Origin of the sequence: Paenibacillus azoreducens, assembly GCF_021654775.1 — a bacterium.
Classification (GTDB): domain Bacteria; phylum Bacillota; class Bacilli; order Paenibacillales; family Paenibacillaceae; genus Paenibacillus_AQ; species Paenibacillus_AQ azoreducens.
In genome coordinates this window covers 6043532-6061857 of sequence record NZ_AP025343.1, presented here as the reverse complement: position 1 = coordinate 6061857, position 18326 = coordinate 6043532, and the positions used below count along the sequence as shown (strand labels likewise).

The following is an 18326-nucleotide window of genomic DNA, read 5'->3' as shown; positions in this document are numbered from 1 at the left end:
CATAAGAACATTCCTTCATGCAAGAACTGAAAGTCAAAGGAGGACGGCTAATGGACGCGATTCGTCAAGCGATTCGGAAAGCAGCACTTCGTTTGCAGCAGTTTCGGCTTATCCGCTATACCCTGCTGGGTAGCATAGCGGGGCTTGGCGGCGCCATCTTGCTGCTGCTTGTCGCCCGGTTGTATCCAGTACCGCATTACAGTTATCTGGCTCTGGCAGCCGCATTAACAGGCCTGCTGGCCGGGGGTGTCTGGGGACTGCTGCACCGGGTGCAGGAGCGCGAGGCTGCGCGGGCCATGGATGCGGCTACAGGAGGCGCCGAGCGAAGCGACATGATGGTGACGGCTCTTTCCTTTGCCGGACAAAACACGCCCGCCGCCAAATGGCAGCGTAAGCAAGCCGAAGCATATGGCAGCAGTTTTACAGCTGAACTCAAAAACAGGCTTCCGCATCCCAGGTATAAAAAACTTACGATCGCCTGCTGTATTTTGCTTGCCGCCGGGGGCGCGCTGGCAGTTTTGCCAAGCCCGATGGACGGAAAGATCGCTGAAGCTGCCCGCAAGCATGAGTGGGTGCAGGATCAGAAACGCAAAACCGAGGATCTCTTGCAACAGCTTGAAACGCAAAAGCTGGATCCTGCCGCAAAAAAGCCGCTTGAAGATTCCCTCCGCAAGCTGCAGCACAATCTGGATGGCCAAAAAGATCCGGCAAAAACGCTGGCCGAGATGGAGAAAACGATGAAAGAAATCGAGAAAATGGCAGCGAAACAGGAGTCGGCCGTCCGAAATCTGTCCGAAATGGGCAAGAAGATGCAAAACGCTCCGAATATGTCGGCTGTGGGCAAAAGCTTGGCAGAGGGTAAAACCGAGGATTTGAAAAAATCCATGAAAGAGTTCAAACAGCAGGTGAAACAGCTTACGCCGGAACAAAAGGAAAAGCTGCGCGATGCCTTAAGCAAGCTGGCGGAGGAAGCAGCCAAAAATCCGGAGACAAAAGAATTGAAGGATGCGCTTCAAAAAACCGCCAAAGCGCTGGCCGAAGGCGCAAAGGACAAGGAGACGGATGAAGCCTTAAATGATCTGGAAGCTGCGCTTGCCAAAGCGCTGGCGGCCCGTGCCGCTGCCGCAAACCAATCGGCGGCTGCCTCAAGCTTGAGTTCCAAACTGGCTCAGCAGGGTCTCGGATTGGCATCGCAAATGACGGCCTCCGGCATGCAGGTGTCGGATACCTGGAGCAGCGGGGGAAGCGCGGAAGATCTGGCTTTGGCCGAGGACTATGACGGGGAGGAACCTGGGGAAGACAGCGCTTCGGGTTCCCCGGGGGCAAACGGCAAGCAGGGCAAAGGCGCCCAAAACGGAAGCGGTTCAGGCAGTGGTTCGGGCAGCGGCTCGGGGCATGGGAATGGATCGGGGGCAGGCGGCTCCGGGGCAGGTCTGGGAGCCGGCGGACGCGATATGGTCATGACCCCGCGTAAATTCGCGGGCAGCGGCAATAAACAAAATGACAAAGGGCCGTTAAAGGGTTCCGGAGGCACGATCCAAAAAGGCGGGGTCACGCCGGCCGTAGATGGAGCGAGCCGTCCGTATGCAGAGGTGTACAAGGAATATGAGGCCGAAGCGAAAAAGTCGCTGGGACGGCAGGAGCTGCCGCAGCAGATGCAGGGCCTGGTCGAAAGCTATTTTACCGGAATTAATCCAAATCCATAGATAAAAGTCCATGTTCAAAAAGGTCGGTTTTCAGCACCGAAGATATGCTTCCGATGTGCGTTTTTTCAAAACGCTTCAGTTGGATGAAGCTAGGGACTGAGGAGCGGAGCTACACGTTTTCGTAGAAAACGACTTCGTAAGCATCTACTGTTGTGGGTACGTGAGCACCTGAAATGTTTCCGGAGGAAACATACTACGTAAGCATTCGCTTAGGCCCGGCTGAATTCAAGATTCGATGCCGAGCCCGCTTTCTGGTTCACTTCGTGTTAGATATAGAATTTATACGTTATCTAGCTACGCTGATGAATTCTATATCGCAAGAAAACCTACCTTTGAATCGCGGCCCTTTCATCCTTGATTGACCTCGATTGGTTTTCTTATCAAAAGCGAACTTTTTGAACTACCTCTATAACAATAATTACTATGGGAGCCAGGAGGACGTATAGATGCAAGAAACCCAAATCCAGCCTGAAGCCTGGAAAGAAACAATATCGCGCGTGCGCAGTCAGATCGGTGAAATGATTGTAGGCCAGCAGGATGTCGTCGAGCAGATGTTATGGTGTATTTTTGCAGGCGGGCATGCGCTGCTGGAAGGGATTCCGGGACTCGGGAAAACGATGCTTGTCCGCACCATTGCGGATACGCTAGATCTTTCCTTCTCCCGAATTCAGTTTACCCCTGACCTGATGCCAAGCGACATTACGGGTACACAAATATTATCGTTCGGCAAACAGGGCGAAACAGGCATGACATTCCAAAGCGGTCCTTTATTCAGCAGTATCGTGCTCGCGGACGAAATCAACCGCGCCACGCCCAAAACGCAAAGCGCGCTGCTGGAAGCCATGCAAGAGAAAACCGTAACGGTCGGAAATGAAACCCACCGCTTACCAAGTCCTTTTTTCGTGCTGGCGACGCAAAACCCGCTGGAAAACGAAGGAACCTATCCGCTGCCGGAAGCGCAGCTGGACCGGTTTCTGCTTAAAATTCTTGTGCCTTATCCAAGCGTGGACGAACTCAAGGAAATCGTGAACCGGACAACATCCAATCACACACCTAACATTGTAAAGCAGGCTGGGTCGGAAGAATTGCTTGAAATCCAGCATGGAGCGAGAGAAGTGCTGGTGGCAGAAGAGGTGCTTGATTATGCTGCGAGGCTGCTCATGATGTCCCATCCCGAAGAAAAGACCGCTCCCGAAGCGGTGAAAAAATATGTGCGTTTCGGTTCCGGGCCGCGCGGAATTCAGTCAATCATTGCAACAGGCAAGGTGCGGGCGGTTTGCCAGGGAAGAATGCATTTGACTCAAAGCGACATTCATGCCGTGGCTGTTCCTGCGCTTCGCCACCGGATATTTTTGAACTTCGAAGGACAGGCCATGGGCGTGACGACAGACCAGGTCATTAACGAAATGCTGCAGTCGCTTGGAGGACAGCCATGACCAGCACCCAACTGCTGCCATCGGACCTGATGGTACGGCTGGAACGGCTTTCGCTCGGTTCAGGCAAAAGGGTCGCAGGCATGCTTCAGGGTAAACGGCGTTCAAGCCGGCTCGGTTCTTCGTTGGAATTTGCGGATTATCGTGCCTATACGCCTGGAGACGATATCCGGCGTTTTGATTGGGGGGTATATTCCCGGACGGGCAAACCGTTTATCCGCCAGTTTATGGACGAGCAGGAGCTGATGGTCAGCCTTTATGTGGACTGCTCCGCATCAATGGATTTCGGCGGGACGGAAGCTGAAAAGGGGAATAGAAGCGGCAGAGCGGCAGAAAACAAGCTGCTTTTTGCCAAAAGGCTTGCAGCGAGCATCGGTTATGTTGCGCTATGTTCTTATGAACGGGTCGGGGCGTACTGCTACAGCAATCGGCTGGATGGTCGGCTGCCGATTCTGAGAGGCAGGGGGGCCGCAAATCGCTTATTCCAATTTTTGCAGGACATGCCCTCCGGCGGCGAGGGAAGTCTGGCATCGGCATTGGGTGAACCAGGGGCGATCCCGCGACTGTCCGGCATGACCTGGATTTTTTCTGATTTTTGGTTAAATGAGGGAACGGCTGAGATCGGAAGCATTCTTTCGCGTCTGGCAGGAGCGGGCCAGGAAGTTGTCCTTGTGCAGGTACTCTCTCCGGAGGAAATCCACCCTGAGCTTAGCGGCGACCTGCGGCTGATCGACAGCGAGCTGAACACAGGCAGGGAAGTGGCTATAACAGGCCGAGTGCTGCAGCGTTACCGCGAAGAGCTTGCGCATTACCAAAGTGAGCTCCGCAAAACCGCCTCTGAGCGCGGCATTTCCTGGGTCACGCTTTCAAGCGATATGACGCTGCAAGAAGCCGTGTTTGGGGTGTTTGCGGGCACCGGACTGATCCGGGTCTAACAGGGTTCAAATGCGTAAGGGAAAGGGGGAATCGGAGAATGGGTATTGGTTCATGGCTGGGGTTGTGGTTCGGGCTCAGCATACCGGCGATTTTGGCCATGTATTTGCTCAAACGCAAATTTCTCGATACCAAAGTGCCGAGTCATCTGCTGTGGCAAAAAGTGCTGAAGAACCTTGAGGCGAACCGTCCATGGCAAAAGCTGCAAAACCGTCTTCTCCTTTGGCTTCAGCTGCTTGCTGCAGCCCTGCTCGTCTTTGCGCTTATGAAGCCATTCTGGTGGGCGCCCGGCGGAGGCAAGGAGCATGTCGTGCTGGTGGCGGATACATCCGGCAGCATGAGCGCGCTGACAAGCGCAGCACAGGGAAGCCCTTCGCAAGAGAGGCTTCAGCAGATGAAGCGGGAGATGAAAGATTTTATTAAACAAAAGGCGAAGGACAGCGAAATCACTTTGCTCAGCATGAACGCGGAGCCGAATTTGCTCATTTCCCGGGAAAAAGATCACAGCCGCGCTGCCGAAGCGGTGGATTCGCTTCAGGTTTACTTTGGCAGAGCCGCTTATGACGAAACGCTTTCGCTTGCTTCGGCGCTGACCCGCGAGGAAAAGGATGCCGAGGTTGTCGTCTTTACCGATGGCCTATGGAGGGGAGATCCATCATCGATCCCGTTTCAGGTTCCGGTCAGAGTATTTACCGTAGGGGAGCAAACCGGATTTAATCTGTCGCTGCAGCAATTTGGCGTCAAAGATGAGCCGGGCGGAAAAACAGCCGTCGTCGTAGCGAAAAATCACAGTAAGACGGCAAGTTCGACGGAGATCAACCTGTATGGGGATGGAAAGCTTCTGCAGACCGCTTACGCCGACATGAAACCTGAGGCTGCGGTTACGACGACATTCCGCGATTTGCCTGAGGCCAAGGTGTATCGCGCGGAGCTGGAGGGCAATGATGAGTATCCGGCTGACAATGAAGCGTACGCATTTTCACAGCCGAACGAGACGCCGCGGATTTTGCTGCTGACCCGGGGGAATCTGTTTCTGGAAAAAGGGTTGCAGCTGACAGGAGCCGAGGTGGTCAAAATGGCTTTGCCTGAGGAAGATAGCGGGGCCGTTGATTCCAAACAAACCTCGGAAACGACAGTACCCGATCATCCGCCTGATTTGATCGTCATCGACGGGCAAATGCCGTCGTTTGCAGAGCAAGGCGAGTGGAAGAAGCTGCTTGACCGTACGCCTGTATGGACGCTGGGAGGCGGCGGAAGCAAGGTCAATGTGGGCGGAGGCCAGCCGAAACTTGAAAGCCATCCGGTAAACCGGTACGCAAGTTATAACGGGGTCTATTTCTCCAGCTTGCTGGAGCGGAAACTTCCGGATTGGGCTACACCGGTCGTAAGTATCGAAAACCACCCGGCAGTGATTGCAGGAACGGAAAACGGAGAGCCTCGTTTGTCTTTTTTGTTTGATCTGCAGGAAACGGATTTTCCGCTGTCGGCCGAATTCCCGATTGTAGTGCATGAAGCCGTATCCTGGTTGACGAATAGCGGCGGTAAGAGCTTGGGACGTTTAACGGCGGGGACGAGGGTGGAAATCCCAATCGCCGCAGATACCGTGTCAGCCCGTTGGGTTGCCAAGGACGGAATGGCGAAAACGAAGAATGTTGCAAACATAGAAGCGGAAAAGGGCGACAAAGGAATCAGCGCTTTGCAGCAAGTGCCTTCAGTTCCGGGACTGTATGCTTTTGAGCAGGAAAACAGCGCGGGTGAAAAAAGCGAATATCTTGCCGAGTCTTCGGCAGATCCGTACGAGGCGCAAACGGGGGAAAAGAACGGCAAGCTGGCAGCCATTGGACAGGCTGCGGACGGAAAAGAGACGGCTGCAAATGCCGAATCGGGTGCTGCACAGGACAAACACAGCGGGAACCGGAGCAAAACGCCTTTGCTGACGCTGCTTGCGGGTTTGGCATTGCTGGTTATTTTGGTGGAATGGGGGGTATATCAGCGTGGGCGTTCAATTTAATCATCCTTGGCTGCTGCTCCTGCTTATTCCGCTGGCCGCGTTTATGTTTTATGCATATAAATCCGATTTCCGGCTGTCCGGCACTCGAAAAAACATAGCCGTTCTACTGAGATCCGCGGTCATATTGCTGCTCGTACTCGCGGTTTCGGGGATGCAGTCTTTTACCGTTCTTCAGCAAAAAAAGATCGTATATGTGGCGGATAGGTCCGCCAGTATGCCGGAAGCGGGGCAGGCGGAAGATTGGATGCTCAAATCGGCGGCTTCTAAAAAAGCGGATGATACCGTCGGTGTCGTATCCGCCTCGTTGCAAGGCGCGTACGAGCAGAAATTGATGAATCATTTGCCGGCAAATTTCAAGCTGAATGCAGCCCAGAAGCCTGAATTTACGAATCTCGAATCCGGGCTTATGCTGGCAGGAAATCTGCTTGACGGGCGGTCTGATTCCCGGATCGTGCTTATTAGCGACGGCAAGGAGAATGTAGGCAGCATGCTCGCGGCCGGCCGGATGTTAAAAAATCAGGGCATTGCCGTTGACGTGCTTCCGTCGCCTTCGAGGCAGGTCAAAGATGCGGCGGTAGAAGAGGTAAACGTCCCCCGGAAGCTGTACCAGGCGGAGTCTTTTTCGATTGAGGTGCTTGTGCGAAGCACGTTCAAAGGCCAGGGAGAGCTCAGACTCTACGAGGACACCCGTGAAATCGGCAGGGAAACGGTGGATGTTGCCGTAGGCGAAAACAGATATGCCGTCAAAGCTTTGGCGAAAACAACAGGACTGCATCGATACCGGGCGGAGATTTTCATGGAGGGGGATCAGCAGTCGGCCAATAATGCCGGATATGCTTTCACGCGCGTAGACGGTTCGCCGAAGGTGCTGATCGTGGAAGGCAAAAAGGGAACGTCCGCGAATATCGCCTCGGCGTTATCGTCAGGCCTGATTCAATATGAAGTGATGTCCAGCCCGGCGCTGCTGCCGAATGAAATGGCTAAATACGCCGCCTATGATTCGATCATCTTCAACAATGTATCCGGCGACCAGGTCGGCGAACGGCGAATGGAAATGATTGAACAGGCTGTAAAAAGTTACGGCGTCGGTTTTATGATGGTTGGCGGCGAAGAAAGTTTCGGAATGGGCGGTTATTTCAAAACGCCGCTCGAACGCGCTTTGCCGGTATCCATGGAACTGGAGGGTAAAAGACAGATTCCTTCGCTCGGCCTGATCCTGGTCATTGACCGTTCGGGAAGCATGGAAGGCGACAAGATGGAGATGGCGAAGGAGGCAGCCATTCGCACGGTGGAATTGCTTCGTTCGAAGGATACGGTCGGCGTGCTTGCTTTCGACTCAACCAACTGGTGGGTAGTGCCGCCGACTAAAGTCGGCGATAAGAAACAGGAAATCATCGGCGAGATCCAATCCATCCAAAGTGACGGCGGGACCGATATTTACCCGGCAGCCGCAGAGGCTGTTGAGGAAATGATCAAAATAACCGCGCAGCGCAAGCATATCATTTTGATGACCGATGGACAGTCCGCGGGATCGGATGGGTATGATTCGCTTTTAGAGACAATGGGGAGCGAAAAAATCACCATGTCTACGGTCGCCGTAGGTATGGATGCGGATGCGAATTTGCTGGAAAGCCTTGCCGATGGGGGCAAGGGCAGGTTTTACATGGCGGATGACGAGGCGACGATCCCCGCGATTTTCAGCCGCGAGGCTGCGATGATATCCAAATCGTATATTGTGGATAAGCCGTTTGTCCCTGCCCTACAGGACGCAGGCGACTGGAGACGGCTGTTTGAGGGCGGGGTGCCGCAAATCTATGGTTATGTGGCAACGACACCGAAACCGGCCGCCCAGACCGTGCTTTCCAGTCCCGAGCCCGATCCGCTGCTGGCACGCTGGCAATATGGATCGGGCCGGACGGTGGCCTGGACGAGCGATATGATGGGGAAATGGTCGAAGGACTGGGTATCCTGGCCGGCCTTTTCCAATGTGTTGACCCAAATGGTCAAATGGACCTTCCCGCAGTTTACGGCCTCGCCATATGATGTGAAAACGGAAGTGGAGGGCAATAAGGTCCACTTTCAGGTGAATGCCGTTTCGGGCAGCGGACCGGAGCAGCTTCAAGCTGTCGTGACCGGAGACCAGCTCAAGCCAAGCAAGGTTGAGCTGGTTCAGGAAGCGCCCGGCAGTTACAGTGGGGAGATGACGGTGGAGCAGCCTGGCTCGTTCCTGCTCTCGCTTGAGGACGGCAGCGGCAAAAGCGTGGCCATGCCAAGCGGCCTTGTTGTTCCTTATTCGCCCGAATACCGGATCGAAACCGGGAATGCGGGCAAGGAGCTGGAACGTCTCGCCGAAATGACCGGCGGACGGGTGCTGTCCTGGGACAAGCCGGAGCAGCTGTTTGCCGCGGCTCCGCGCCCTAGCCGCCAGCTGCATGACCTTGGTTATGAGCTGCTGGTCGCGGCCCTCCTGTTGTGGGTCGCGGATGTTGCGGTGCGCCGTCTGGCCCTCCCATGGGGCCGGATCGGCGCACGCTTGGCCGCCCCGTTCCGGGGGCGGCCGAAGGCGGCCGGCGGGGCGGAGCCCGCAGACGCCGGCCTTGGCAGGCTGGCCGCGCGCAAGCAGCGCGCCGCGGCCTTTTACGGCGGCGGCTCCGCAGCGCCGCCGGCTCCGGCGCAGCCGCAGGCACGCGCCGGTGGGAAGGAAGCCGGAGCGAAGCGTCCGGCTTCGGAGGCGTCCCGCCCGGCCGCGCCGAAAGGCATGGCGCCGCGCGGGACGCAGGCAGCCCGGCCGCCGGAGGCCGGGCCGGGCAAGAAAGCGGCGGCAGCAGGCAAGCCGCCGCAGCCGGATGATCGGTCCGCATCGATGGACCGATTGCTGGCCGCCCGCAAGCGCAACTCGCGCTAGCGGAGCTCCCAAATGGTGGCAGTGCATATGCCACCATGTAAAATCCCCGCGGCATTATAATGGCCGCGGGGATTTTTATATCCCTCCGCAAATCCCTCCGCAAATCCCTCCGCAAAACCCTCCGCAAACCCATCTGCAAGCCCTCCTGCACCGAGGCGTTGGATGGGGGCCCGATCATTGAGTAGGACGTGCAGCGCGTAAATCCTCGACTTTCATCATTCCTAGGGAAATTGCTGCGAATCTGCATCTTTTTCTCACCAATCTACCGAATTCCAAGGAAATTGTTGCAAAACTGCAGGCTTTTACGGTCAACAGAGTCAAATATGATCAAATGTCCCGAAAAGGATGCACAATCGCAGGAATTTCTCCAACTTTTTCATTTTCCCTTGAAAAAAGATGCACTTTAGCAGGAATTTGATTAGCTACGTTTGCAAGGTCTCGTAGGCCTCCCGATTTAACTGTTGTTCTCCCGCCAGAAGCCGCCAAGCGAACGCGGTTTTGTTTTGAATATATGAACATAACGCGGTCTTGTTTTGAATACATGGACATAAATTGGAGACTTTCTCGACAGTATGTAGTAGCCGAAAACAGCTCATTCTCCATACCAAAGTATAGATCGAGCTTTACAGCGTTTTGCGCTAGTCCTGCAATATATATTGAACCAGTCTAACACTTTAGTTTCGTTTTTTCTCCTAGGCCCTTTAATCAAACTGGAGTCCTCCTACACAATGATTTAAACTAAGAATTAAGAGAAACTAGGAGGATGATCCGGAATGGGGAAAAGGCTGAAAGAAGAAGAACGAATCAAAATTGTGAAGGAAGCTTTGGCAGGTGTTAAGGTTGGGGTGTTAGCCCGCATGTATGATATCCATCCAGAAACCATTCGTGGGTGGATTAGGGATTACCGCGACACGATCGCACCCGAAGAAATTCCAATGGCAGACGAGCATTTGCAAGAACTTCAGAGGCTGCAAGAGGTCGAACAACGATATGAAAAGGCTGTTAAAGCTTTGGGAGAGAAAGAACTCGAAAACGAGATTCTGCGTGAATTGCTAAAAAAGAAAAACCCCTCTTATCTGAAAAATTCGAAATAGCAGAGCTATTCATTAAGCGGGGAGAAACAGTAGCATTAGTTCTGCGCATTCTTGGATTATCCGAATCAACATACTACGACCGTAAAAAGCGAGCTGCCATGCCAGAAATGGATCGTTCTATGAGTAAGCGAAAGGGCCGTCCTGTGCCTGGATACTCATTGACGGCTCGTGGTGAGAAAGTCAGCGACGAGCAGATCAAGATTTGGCTGCTTGACCTTTTGGAAGGTGAAGAGTTGTCTATGGCTATAAGTTTCTTGCGAAGTGTATTCGTGAGCAATATCACATACGCCTCAATAAAAAGAAAGCATATCGTTTGCGTAAAGAGAGAGCTAGGAATTCTGAAAAAGCGGCGCAATCCAGTTCGAAGACACCCGCGCAGACTACCGGGAATCACACGAATTCCTTAATTTTAAGAATAATAAGTTCATGACAAATGTTGTGCTGCGAAGAAAAATTATGGTAGAGGAAAACGGCTGTTAACATTCTACTAACGCATTTTATATCGCGCCTGAAATAGGCTCTGCAGCGCCGCATAATGATGTTCGTCACAGGGAATCGTGATAAAGGATATGGAAAAGAAGACTGCCAAGTGTTACAATAAGTCAAAATGAAACATTCAAGCGGAGTTTCTTCATAATCCGCCTGGCGGAAAAGGCTTTTTAAGATCTCTTCGCCGGTGTTGGCACCAGCAATGGAGCCAGGATTATGAAGCGGCATCGCTGCCGCTTTTCAATTCCTGAAAGTGACTGAGGAGGATAAACATGACTGACAAAAATCAGACAATCGATAATCTATCGATTACGACTATCCGCACACTTGCGATCGATGCTATCGAAAAGGCAAAATCCGGCCATCCCGGCATGCCAATGGGTTCTGCGCCAATGGGGTATCAATTGTTCGCCAAAACGATGAACCACAATCCGGAAAATCCGACTTGGATCAACCGCGACCGCTTCGTTTTGTCCGCCGGACACGGCTCCATGCTGCTGTACAGCTTGCTGCACCTGAGCGGCTATGACCTTCCGATGGAAGAGTTGAAACAATTCCGCCAATGGGGCAGCTTGACTCCCGGACACCCAGAATTCGGGCACACTGCCGGCGTTGACGCAACAACCGGACCTCTCGGTCAAGGGATTGCGATGGCTGTGGGTATGGCGCTTGGCGAAACGCAGCTGGGTGCAACATATAACAAAGATCAATTTAAAGTGGTTGACCATTATACTTATGCCATCTGCGGCGACGGCGACCTGATGGAAGGCGTTGCTTCCGAAGCGGCTTCTCTGGCCGGCCATCTGAAGCTGGGCAAATTGATCGTCCTTTATGATTCCAATGATATTTCCCTGGATGGCGAATTGAACCTGTCCTTCTCCGAAAGCGTGGAAAAACGTTTTGAAGCTTACGGCTGGCAAGTTCTGCGCGTTGAAGACGGCAATGACTTGGCCGCGATCGAAAAAGCGATTGCCGAAGCGCAAGGCGAAACGGACAAACCAACCCTGATCGAAGTGAAAACGGTCATCGGTTACGGCAGCCCGAACAAGCAAGGCAAAGGCGGCCATGGCGGTACTCACGGTTCTCCGCTTGGTACTGAAGAAGCGAAATTGACTAAAGAATTCTATAAATGGGTATACGAAGAAGACTTCTATGTTCCTGAAGAAGTGCGCGAGCATTTTGCGAAAGTGAAAGAACATGGCATCAAAGTGAACAAGGAATGGGATGAGCAGTTCGCAGCTTACAAAAAAGCATATCCTGAGCTTGCGGCTCAATTCGAAAAGGCGGTTGCGGGAGAATTGCCTGAGGGCTGGGATAAAGACCTGCCGAAATACGCCGTGGGCGACAAAGCATTGTCCACTCGCGTGGCATCGGGCAATGCCCTGAACGGACTTGTAGGCAATGTGCCGCAGCTGCTTGGCGGATCTGCCGACCTGGAAAGCTCCACGATGACCCACCTGAACGGCGTGGCCAACTATACGCCGGAAAGCCGCGACGGCCGCAACATTTATTTCGGGGTGCGCGAATTCGGCATGGCTGCCGCGATTAACGGCATGATGCTGCATGGCGGATTGAAGCCATTCGGCGGTACATTCTTCGTATTTACCGATTATCTGCGTCCGGCGGTACGTTTGTCCGCGATCATGAAGCTGCCTGTGACTTACGTTCTGACACATGACAGTATCGCGGTCGGCGAAGACGGACCAACACATGAACCGATCGAACAGCTGGCATCCCTGCGCATTATCCCTGGTCTGACGGTCATCCGTCCGGCTGACGGCAACGAAACATCTGCGGCTTGGGCTTACTCGGTTGAAAACAAAGAAAATCCTGTGGCCCTGGTGCTGACCCGTCAAAACCTGCCGATCCTTGAGGGAACCGTCGAAAATGCAAGAGAAGGCATCAAACGCGGCGCTTATGTCGTATCCGACGCGAAAAACGGCAAGCCGGTCGCCCAAATCATCGCTACAGGTTCCGAAGTTCAACTGGCTGTCAAAGCTCAGGAAGAACTCGCCAAAGAAGGCATCGAAGTACGCGTGATCAGCATGCCAAGCTGGGATCTGTTCGAAAAACAAGATCAAGCTTACAAAGATTCCGTCATCCTGCCTGATGTCAAGGCGCGTCTTGCCGTGGAAATGGCTCAAACCTTCGGTTGGGAACGTTACGTCGGCGACAAAGGCGATATTCTTGGCATCACGACTTTCGGCGCATCCGCTCCTGGGGATATCGTGATGAAAGAATACGGATTTACGGTCGAAAACGTCGTTAACCGCGTTAAAGCGTTGCTTTAAGGTCAACCCGTTGATTCTTAAGGGTAAATCCTAAGCCAGACCGCAATTAGCGTAAATTTTTCTTGCGATTATAGAATAACTTAAGCTCCGCCTAAAACGATAAATTCTATAATCTTCAAAAAGGGTAAGACCGCCGCTTGGCAGCTCTTACCCTTCTTGTCATCCATATATGGATGGCGTACTTGCTTGCATTACTGTCATTAGTGCGTGTTCAAAAAGGTCGGTTTTCAGCACCAGAGCTTATGCTTCCGATAAGCGTTTTTCCAAAACGCTTGAACCTCTTCAAGCCATTTTATTGCAGCGGCTTGCCGCCGATGGTTTGTCCGATCCAGGTTTCGTAACATTTGACGACGGCGGACAGATCTTCATCCCCGTAGCCTTGCGTCTCGCCTGTCTGGAACAGGCTTTTGGCGAGGTTCAGCATCGGGGAAGGAATACCGGAGCCGTCAGTCAAGGAAGAAGCCAGCTTGAGATCCTTCAGCATGAGCGCCAGCGAAAACTGGTTGCTGAAGTCCGCTTCGATGATTTTGCGGCCTTTCAATTCGGCGGCTTTGCTGCCTGCGGAGCCGAGCTGCACCAGCTCAAGGAAGTTATCGGCAGGGATGCCGGATTTGGCGGCGATGGCGAAACCTTCGGCCAAAGCCAGATTATTGATGCCGACCATCGTATTATGCGCCAGCTTGGCTACGGAGCCGCTGCCGTTTTGGCCCATATGGATGACCTTTTTGCCAAGGGTATCAAAAATATCGGACACGCCTTCGAGTACGGAAGCTTCCCCCCCGACCATAAAGACGAGCGTGCCGTCTATGGCAGCCGGCTTGCTGCCGGTTACAGGCGCGTCGAGGAAGCGGGCGCCGCGCTCACGGATGGAAGCGGCCAGCTCTTTCACAAGGCCTGGAGAAATCGTGCTGGAATCAATGACAGTCATGTCCGCTTCAAGCGATTTGAGAATGCCGTCTTCACCGTAAAACACTTCGCGGATGGAGTCGTCATTGCTGACCATCGTGATAACGACATCGCGCCCAGACGCAGCTTCGCGCGGAGTCGCGGCAGCTGTTGCGCCTGCGGCAACGAGCGGCTCGCATTTGGCAGCGGTACGATTGTACACAGTGACGTCGTAGCCTTTTTGAAGCAGATTGGCGGCCATAGGCGCTCCCATGGTTCCCAGTCCGATAAAACCTATTTTTTTCATGATTGAATCACCTCTTGTTTCCGTGGGGAATTTGGTATAGCGCTTATGAATTGAGCACTGATGCGGATTCTCCCGGAGATTTTAGCAGCTTTGTCTATTTTAAGATATCAGAAGAGGATTGATATCGCCAGAAAAGCACTCCCAACAGCGATCTGTTTTCTTAGAAAGTGCAACGATAGATGTTTGGGTGAACCATATGGCTTCACCATTATGGGTTGCAAAAGCCGCATACTATATAAGCTGAATCAAAAGGAGAGGCTTAGGAATGGCAAGAGGGTTCAATATTACAGCGATTCGGAAGAACGTTTCCCGGGTGCCCCATCCGTGCCCAATCATTTCATTCATCCTATATAGTAATAATCTTCATTGTAATGGCGGCATGTTTTCTGAGAAAATACGAAGGCAAGACTTTTGGCGTGCGCGCTTGCTAGGAACATAAAATTACAGTATCCTATTCTAAAGCTATTTTTTCGGAGTCTAGAGTAGAGATGAAACCAGGAGGTACAGACCATGTCAAACCCATTGAAATTTGATTACAGCAAAGCCCTTGAATTCATCAACCAGCATGAAGTGGATTATTTCGCCGAACCGATCAAGCTCGCCCACGAGCAGCTACATAACAAGACCGGCGCGGGCTCCGATTATCTCGGATGGATCGATCTGCCGACTGCATACGATAAAGAAGAATTTGCACGCATCCAAAAAGCGGCACAAAAAATCCAAAACGACTCTGATGTGCTGATCGTGATCGGCATCGGCGGCTCCTACCTTGGCGCGCGTGCGGCCATCGAAGCGCTGTCGCATTCTTTCTATAACTATTTGCCGAAGGATAAACGCAAAACGCCTGAAATCTATTTTGCCGGCAACAACATCAGCTCGACCTATGTTACGCATCTGCTTGACCTGATCGAAGGCAAAGATTTCTCCGTTAACGTCATCTCCAAATCCGGCACAACGACGGAACCTGCGATCGCATTCCGTATTTTCCGTGCGGCCCTTGAGAAGAAATACGGAAAAGAAGAAGCGAAAAAACGCATTTACGCAACCACCGACCAGGCCAAAGGTGCCCTCAAAAAACTGGCGACAGAAGAAGGTTATGAGTCCTTTGTCATTCCTGACGACGTGGGTGGACGTTATTCCGTACTGACGGCGGTAGGTCTCCTGCCAATCGCAACAGCAGGCATCAACATCGAAGAAATGATGAAAGGCGCTGCAGACGCGGCCAAGGAATTCAGCAACCCGAACGTGGCCGAAAACCAAGCTTATCAATATGCGGCCGTTCGTAATGCGCTCTACCGCAAAGGCAAAGCCATCGAAATTCTTGTTAACTATGAGCCTTCCCTGCACTATGTATCGGAATGGTGGAAACAACTTTACGGAGAAAGCGAAGGCAAGGATTTCAAAGGTATTTATCCGGCTTCCGTAGACTTCTCCACCGATCTGCACTCGATGGGACAATTCATCCAGGAAGGCAGCCGGAATATTTTCGAAACCGTCATTCAGGTGGACAAAGTGCCTGCAGAAATTACAATCGAAAGCGATCCGGATGATCTGGACGGACTGAACTTCCTTACAGGCAAAACCATGGACTTCGTTAACAAAAAAGCTTTCCAAGGCACGATGCTGGCTCATACCGACGGTAAGGTTCCGAACCTGATTGTTACGGTGCCGGATCTGACGCCATATTCTTTTGGATATCTGGTTTATTTCTTTGAAAAAGCTTGCGGCATCAGCGGTTACCTCTCTGGCGTAAATCCATTCGACCAGCCGGGCGTTGAAGCTTACAAGAAAAATATGTTCGCATTGCTTGGCAAACCAGGCTATGAAAAAGAGAAGGCTGATCTGGAAGCCAGACTTTCTGAATAATACAGCAACTTAGAAGCAGACATAAGGCAGAAGGAAGCAGTTCACCGGTTGAATATATACGCGGGGGACTGCTTTCTTTCCAATCAGGGAAAGGGATTATAGAAATGATTGAACGTTATCGTACCGTACGCCAAAGCGGCGAAAAAGAAATCGTTATTAGAAAATCGCGTTTTATCGGCCATATCATGCCGGTTGAGAACGAAGATGATGCAAACGCTTTTATTGAAGAGATCCGCAAAAAACACTGGAACGCAACGCATAACTGTTTTGCCTACGTGATCGGCGAACGGGACGAAATCCAGAAGCAGTCGGATGACGGTGAACCCAGCGGTACTGCAGGGAAACCGATTCTTGAGGTCATTCGCAACCAAGGTTTGAAAAACGTGGCGATTGTGGTCACCCGTTATTTTGGGGGGATCCTGCTGGGAGCCGGCGGACTGATTCGTGCTTATGCGGATGGGGCTGTAGCCGCGATTGAGGCAGGGGAAGCGATTACACGTGTACTTCATCGTCAAATTTTTGTAGAATTAGACTATACATGGTTAGGCAAAGTGGAAAATGAGCTTCGAAACAGGGAGATTCGGATGGGAGAAACCCGCTTTACCGACAAGGTAACGCTGGAATGCCTGCCGCTTGAAGCAGAGGCTCAAAAATTCATCTCGTGGATGGTGGATCTGACTCAGGGACAATCCCTGATTACGGAGGGTGAGCAGCTTTATTTTATTGAAGGGGAATAAGGTCTATGGCAAGAAGAGCAGTGGAACAGGAGTTATCCAGGGAGAGGATTCTTGAAGCAGCCAGGCATTTATTCGTTACCAAAGGCTACAGGGCCATCTCCATGCGCAGTATAGGTCAGCATTTAGGTTACAGTCACGGGTCCTTATATTATCATTTTAAGGAAAAGGCGGAGCTGTTTTACGCCATTGTCGTGGAGGATTTCAATAATCTTGCGGTTCAGCTGAGAAAAGTGACCGACGCTTCGCCTGTTCAGGATTTGACCAAGGTGGAGCAGCTCATGCTTGAATTTATCCGTTTTGGCCTGGATCATCCGTACCAGTATGAGATCATGTTTATGATCCGGGATGAGGAGTTGTTATCCTACTGCCGGACGGAACAAGGTCGCTGTCTGGAATTGTTTGCATCCATCGTGCGCCGCTATATGAGCGAAGAAACGCACGGCCAGGATTTCTGCCGGAATCTTCCGTTAACGCTTTTTTTGTCTATGCACGGATTCATATCTTATTACATTCAAGATCGCGTCTCTTTTGATGAAGTTAAACCCGCGGCGCTGGCGCATGTGAAAATAAGCTGCGAATGCCTGCGGTAAAACAACGGTGAAAAACGGTCGTCACAGTATGGAGATCATTGTTTTTTTAGATATAAGAAAGTATAATCCCCAAGAAGATCACAACTTATATCGCAAAAAACTACCGCTAATTGCGGTCTGTCTTCTGTGAGTACGTCGATAATCGTTTTTTATTTTCCATAATGACTTTATAACGTTGAATTGTTATCGCGTAAAAGCACGCGTCTCTTTCAATATTATGGAATCTATATGTTTTTTGGGGTCCCCCCCAAAGTATTTGGAATTAGCACGAAGCAAAGGCTTCATTTTGTGGGGTTATTTTAAGATTATAGAATTTATAAGTTTTAAGCGGAGCTTAAGTATTTTCTATAATCGCAAGAAAAACATCCGCTAAAAGCGGTCTGTTTTTCTGGAATGTACGTCGATAGAAGTTTTTATGGTGTAGGGGATAGGCAGCTTCGCCTAAAGCCCCGACGCCTGTTTTGTTGGGATAACGCTTGTCCCTGTTTGATTTTACGCTCTTTGCTTTTTACGTGAGTTTCATCCCTGCATGATTTTGACATGGAATTGTCTGCGGCGCGGACCGTCAAACTCGCAAAAATAGATTCCCTGCCAGCGGCCAAGCAGCAATTCGCCCCTGGAGATGATCACCGTTTGGGAAGGACCGCAGGTAATGGATTTCAAATGGGATGCGGTATTGCCTTCGGCATGGCGGTATTTGGGATGTTCCCATGGATAAACTTCGTCCAAACGCATCAATACATCCCGTTTGACATCCGGATCGGCGTTTTCGTTAATGGCGATGCCTGCCGTTGTATGCGGACAATAGATAAGCGCCGTACCCTCTTTGACTCCGCTTTGATGCACCAGTGCGCGGATTTCCCTCGTTATATCTCTCATTTCATCCCTGCTTTTCGTAGCCAGGTCCAGTGTATGCAGCATGATGGATTCTCCTCTCCTTTGGCTTCAGGGCCAATATCTTTAGGCAGCACATTCTTCTAGTATTATACCCCAATTCATTATCCACAAAAAAAGCGAGCTTCTGCCCCCAAGTTACATATTGACGATGTGATACAGTTTTTGGTAAAGTATCTTTTAAA

Annotated in this window: 12 protein-coding genes; 10 read left to right on the top strand and 2 right to left on the bottom strand. The window is 51.7% G+C overall.

The window, feature by feature from the left end:
* Nucleotides 1–50: 50 nt before the first annotated feature.
* The 7 genes from L6442_RS26955 (at nucleotide 51) to tkt (ending at nucleotide 12862) form a co-directional block, all read left to right on the top strand.
* Nucleotides 51–1706 (top strand): phage tail tape measure protein, encoded by a 1656-nt coding sequence (locus L6442_RS26955; RefSeq protein ID WP_212978942.1) that lies wholly within the window; start codon nucleotides 51–53, stop codon nucleotides 1704–1706.
* A gap of 446 nt (nucleotides 1707–2152) precedes the next feature.
* Nucleotides 2153–3142, top strand: coding sequence for an AAA family ATPase (locus tag L6442_RS26950; protein WP_212978943.1), 990 nt, complete (start codon nucleotides 2153–2155; stop codon nucleotides 3140–3142).
* Nucleotides 3139–4074, top strand: a complete 936-nt coding sequence (locus L6442_RS26945; RefSeq protein WP_212978944.1) for a DUF58 domain-containing protein — start codon at nucleotides 3139–3141, stop codon at nucleotides 4072–4074. Before L6442_RS26950 ends, L6442_RS26945 begins: the two co-directional genes overlap by 4 nt.
* Before the next feature lie 38 nt (nucleotides 4075–4112).
* Nucleotides 4113–6083 carry a vWA domain-containing protein gene (locus L6442_RS26940; protein WP_212978945.1) on the top strand — a complete coding sequence of 657 codons (1971 nt, stop codon included), beginning with the start codon at nucleotides 4113–4115 and terminating at the stop codon, nucleotides 6081–6083.
* The gene (locus L6442_RS26935; RefSeq protein WP_212978946.1) at nucleotides 6067–8988 is read left to right on the top strand and encodes a VWA domain-containing protein; all 2922 of its coding nucleotides are present in this window, start codon (nucleotides 6067–6069) and stop codon (nucleotides 8986–8988) included. Before L6442_RS26940 ends, L6442_RS26935 begins: the two co-directional genes overlap by 17 nt.
* Nucleotides 8989–9761: 773 nt before the next feature.
* Nucleotides 9762–10082 (top strand): helix-turn-helix domain-containing protein, encoded by a 321-nt coding sequence (locus L6442_RS26930; protein ID WP_212978947.1) that lies wholly within the window; start codon nucleotides 9762–9764, stop codon nucleotides 10080–10082.
* Between the two features lie 761 nt (nucleotides 10083–10843).
* Nucleotides 10844–12862, top strand: coding sequence for a transketolase (gene tkt, locus L6442_RS26925; RefSeq protein WP_212978948.1), 2019 nt, complete (start codon nucleotides 10844–10846; stop codon nucleotides 12860–12862).
* Between the two features lie 292 nt (nucleotides 12863–13154).
* Here tkt and L6442_RS26920 read toward each other — a convergent pair whose 3' ends face one another.
* Entirely contained in the window at nucleotides 13155–14054 is a 900-nt protein-coding gene (locus tag L6442_RS26920) for an NAD(P)-dependent oxidoreductase (protein ID WP_212978949.1), read from the bottom strand.
* A gap of 510 nt (nucleotides 14055–14564) precedes the next feature.
* Here L6442_RS26920 and L6442_RS26915 point away from each other — a divergent pair.
* From L6442_RS26915 to L6442_RS26905, 3 genes are all read left to right on the top strand, one after another.
* Entirely contained in the window at nucleotides 14565–15920 is a 1356-nt protein-coding gene (locus tag L6442_RS26915) for a glucose-6-phosphate isomerase (RefSeq protein WP_212978950.1), read from the top strand.
* 104 nt (nucleotides 15921–16024) lie between these two features.
* Nucleotides 16025–16657: a YigZ family protein gene (locus L6442_RS26910; protein ID WP_212978951.1), complete on the top strand. Its 633-nt coding sequence runs from the start codon at nucleotides 16025–16027 to the stop codon at nucleotides 16655–16657.
* Between the two features lie 5 nt (nucleotides 16658–16662).
* The gene (locus L6442_RS26905) at nucleotides 16663–17247 is read left to right on the top strand and encodes a TetR/AcrR family transcriptional regulator (RefSeq protein ID WP_212978952.1); all 585 of its coding nucleotides are present in this window, start codon (nucleotides 16663–16665) and stop codon (nucleotides 17245–17247) included.
* 519 nt (nucleotides 17248–17766) lie between these two features.
* On the opposite strand, the gene L6442_RS26900 is transcribed toward L6442_RS26905, so the two are convergent.
* A complete protein-coding gene (locus L6442_RS26900; protein ID WP_212978953.1) occupies nucleotides 17767–18168 on the bottom strand; it encodes a secondary thiamine-phosphate synthase enzyme YjbQ in 402 nt (133 codons plus the stop codon).
* Nucleotides 18169–18326 lie beyond the last annotated feature (158 nt).

Bases quoted from the DNA above. Each gene is read 5' to 3' on its own strand.
- L6442_RS26955 (WP_212978942.1), top strand. From the start codon at position 51: ATGGACGCGATTCGTCAAGCGATTCGGAAAGCAGCACTTCGTTTGCAG.
- L6442_RS26900 (WP_212978953.1), bottom strand. From the start codon at position 18,168: ATGCTGCATACACTGGACCTGGCTACGAAAAGCAGGGATGAAATGAGA.
- L6442_RS26910 (WP_212978951.1), top strand. From the start codon at position 16,025: ATGATTGAACGTTATCGTACCGTACGCCAAAGCGGCGAAAAAGAAATC.
- L6442_RS26915 (WP_212978950.1), top strand. From the start codon at position 14,565: ATGTCAAACCCATTGAAATTTGATTACAGCAAAGCCCTTGAATTCATC.
- L6442_RS26930 (WP_212978947.1), top strand. From the start codon at position 9,762: ATGGGGAAAAGGCTGAAAGAAGAAGAACGAATCAAAATTGTGAAGGAA.
- L6442_RS26905 (WP_212978952.1), top strand. From the start codon at position 16,663: ATGGCAAGAAGAGCAGTGGAACAGGAGTTATCCAGGGAGAGGATTCTT.
- tkt (WP_212978948.1), top strand. From the start codon at position 10,844: ATGACTGACAAAAATCAGACAATCGATAATCTATCGATTACGACTATC.
- L6442_RS26940 (WP_212978945.1), top strand. From the start codon at position 4,113: ATGGGTATTGGTTCATGGCTGGGGTTGTGGTTCGGGCTCAGCATACCG.
- L6442_RS26920 (WP_212978949.1), bottom strand. From the start codon at position 14,054: ATGAAAAAAATAGGTTTTATCGGACTGGGAACCATGGGAGCGCCTATG.
- L6442_RS26950 (WP_212978943.1), top strand. From the start codon at position 2,153: ATGCAAGAAACCCAAATCCAGCCTGAAGCCTGGAAAGAAACAATATCG.
- L6442_RS26945 (WP_212978944.1), top strand. From the start codon at position 3,139: ATGACCAGCACCCAACTGCTGCCATCGGACCTGATGGTACGGCTGGAA.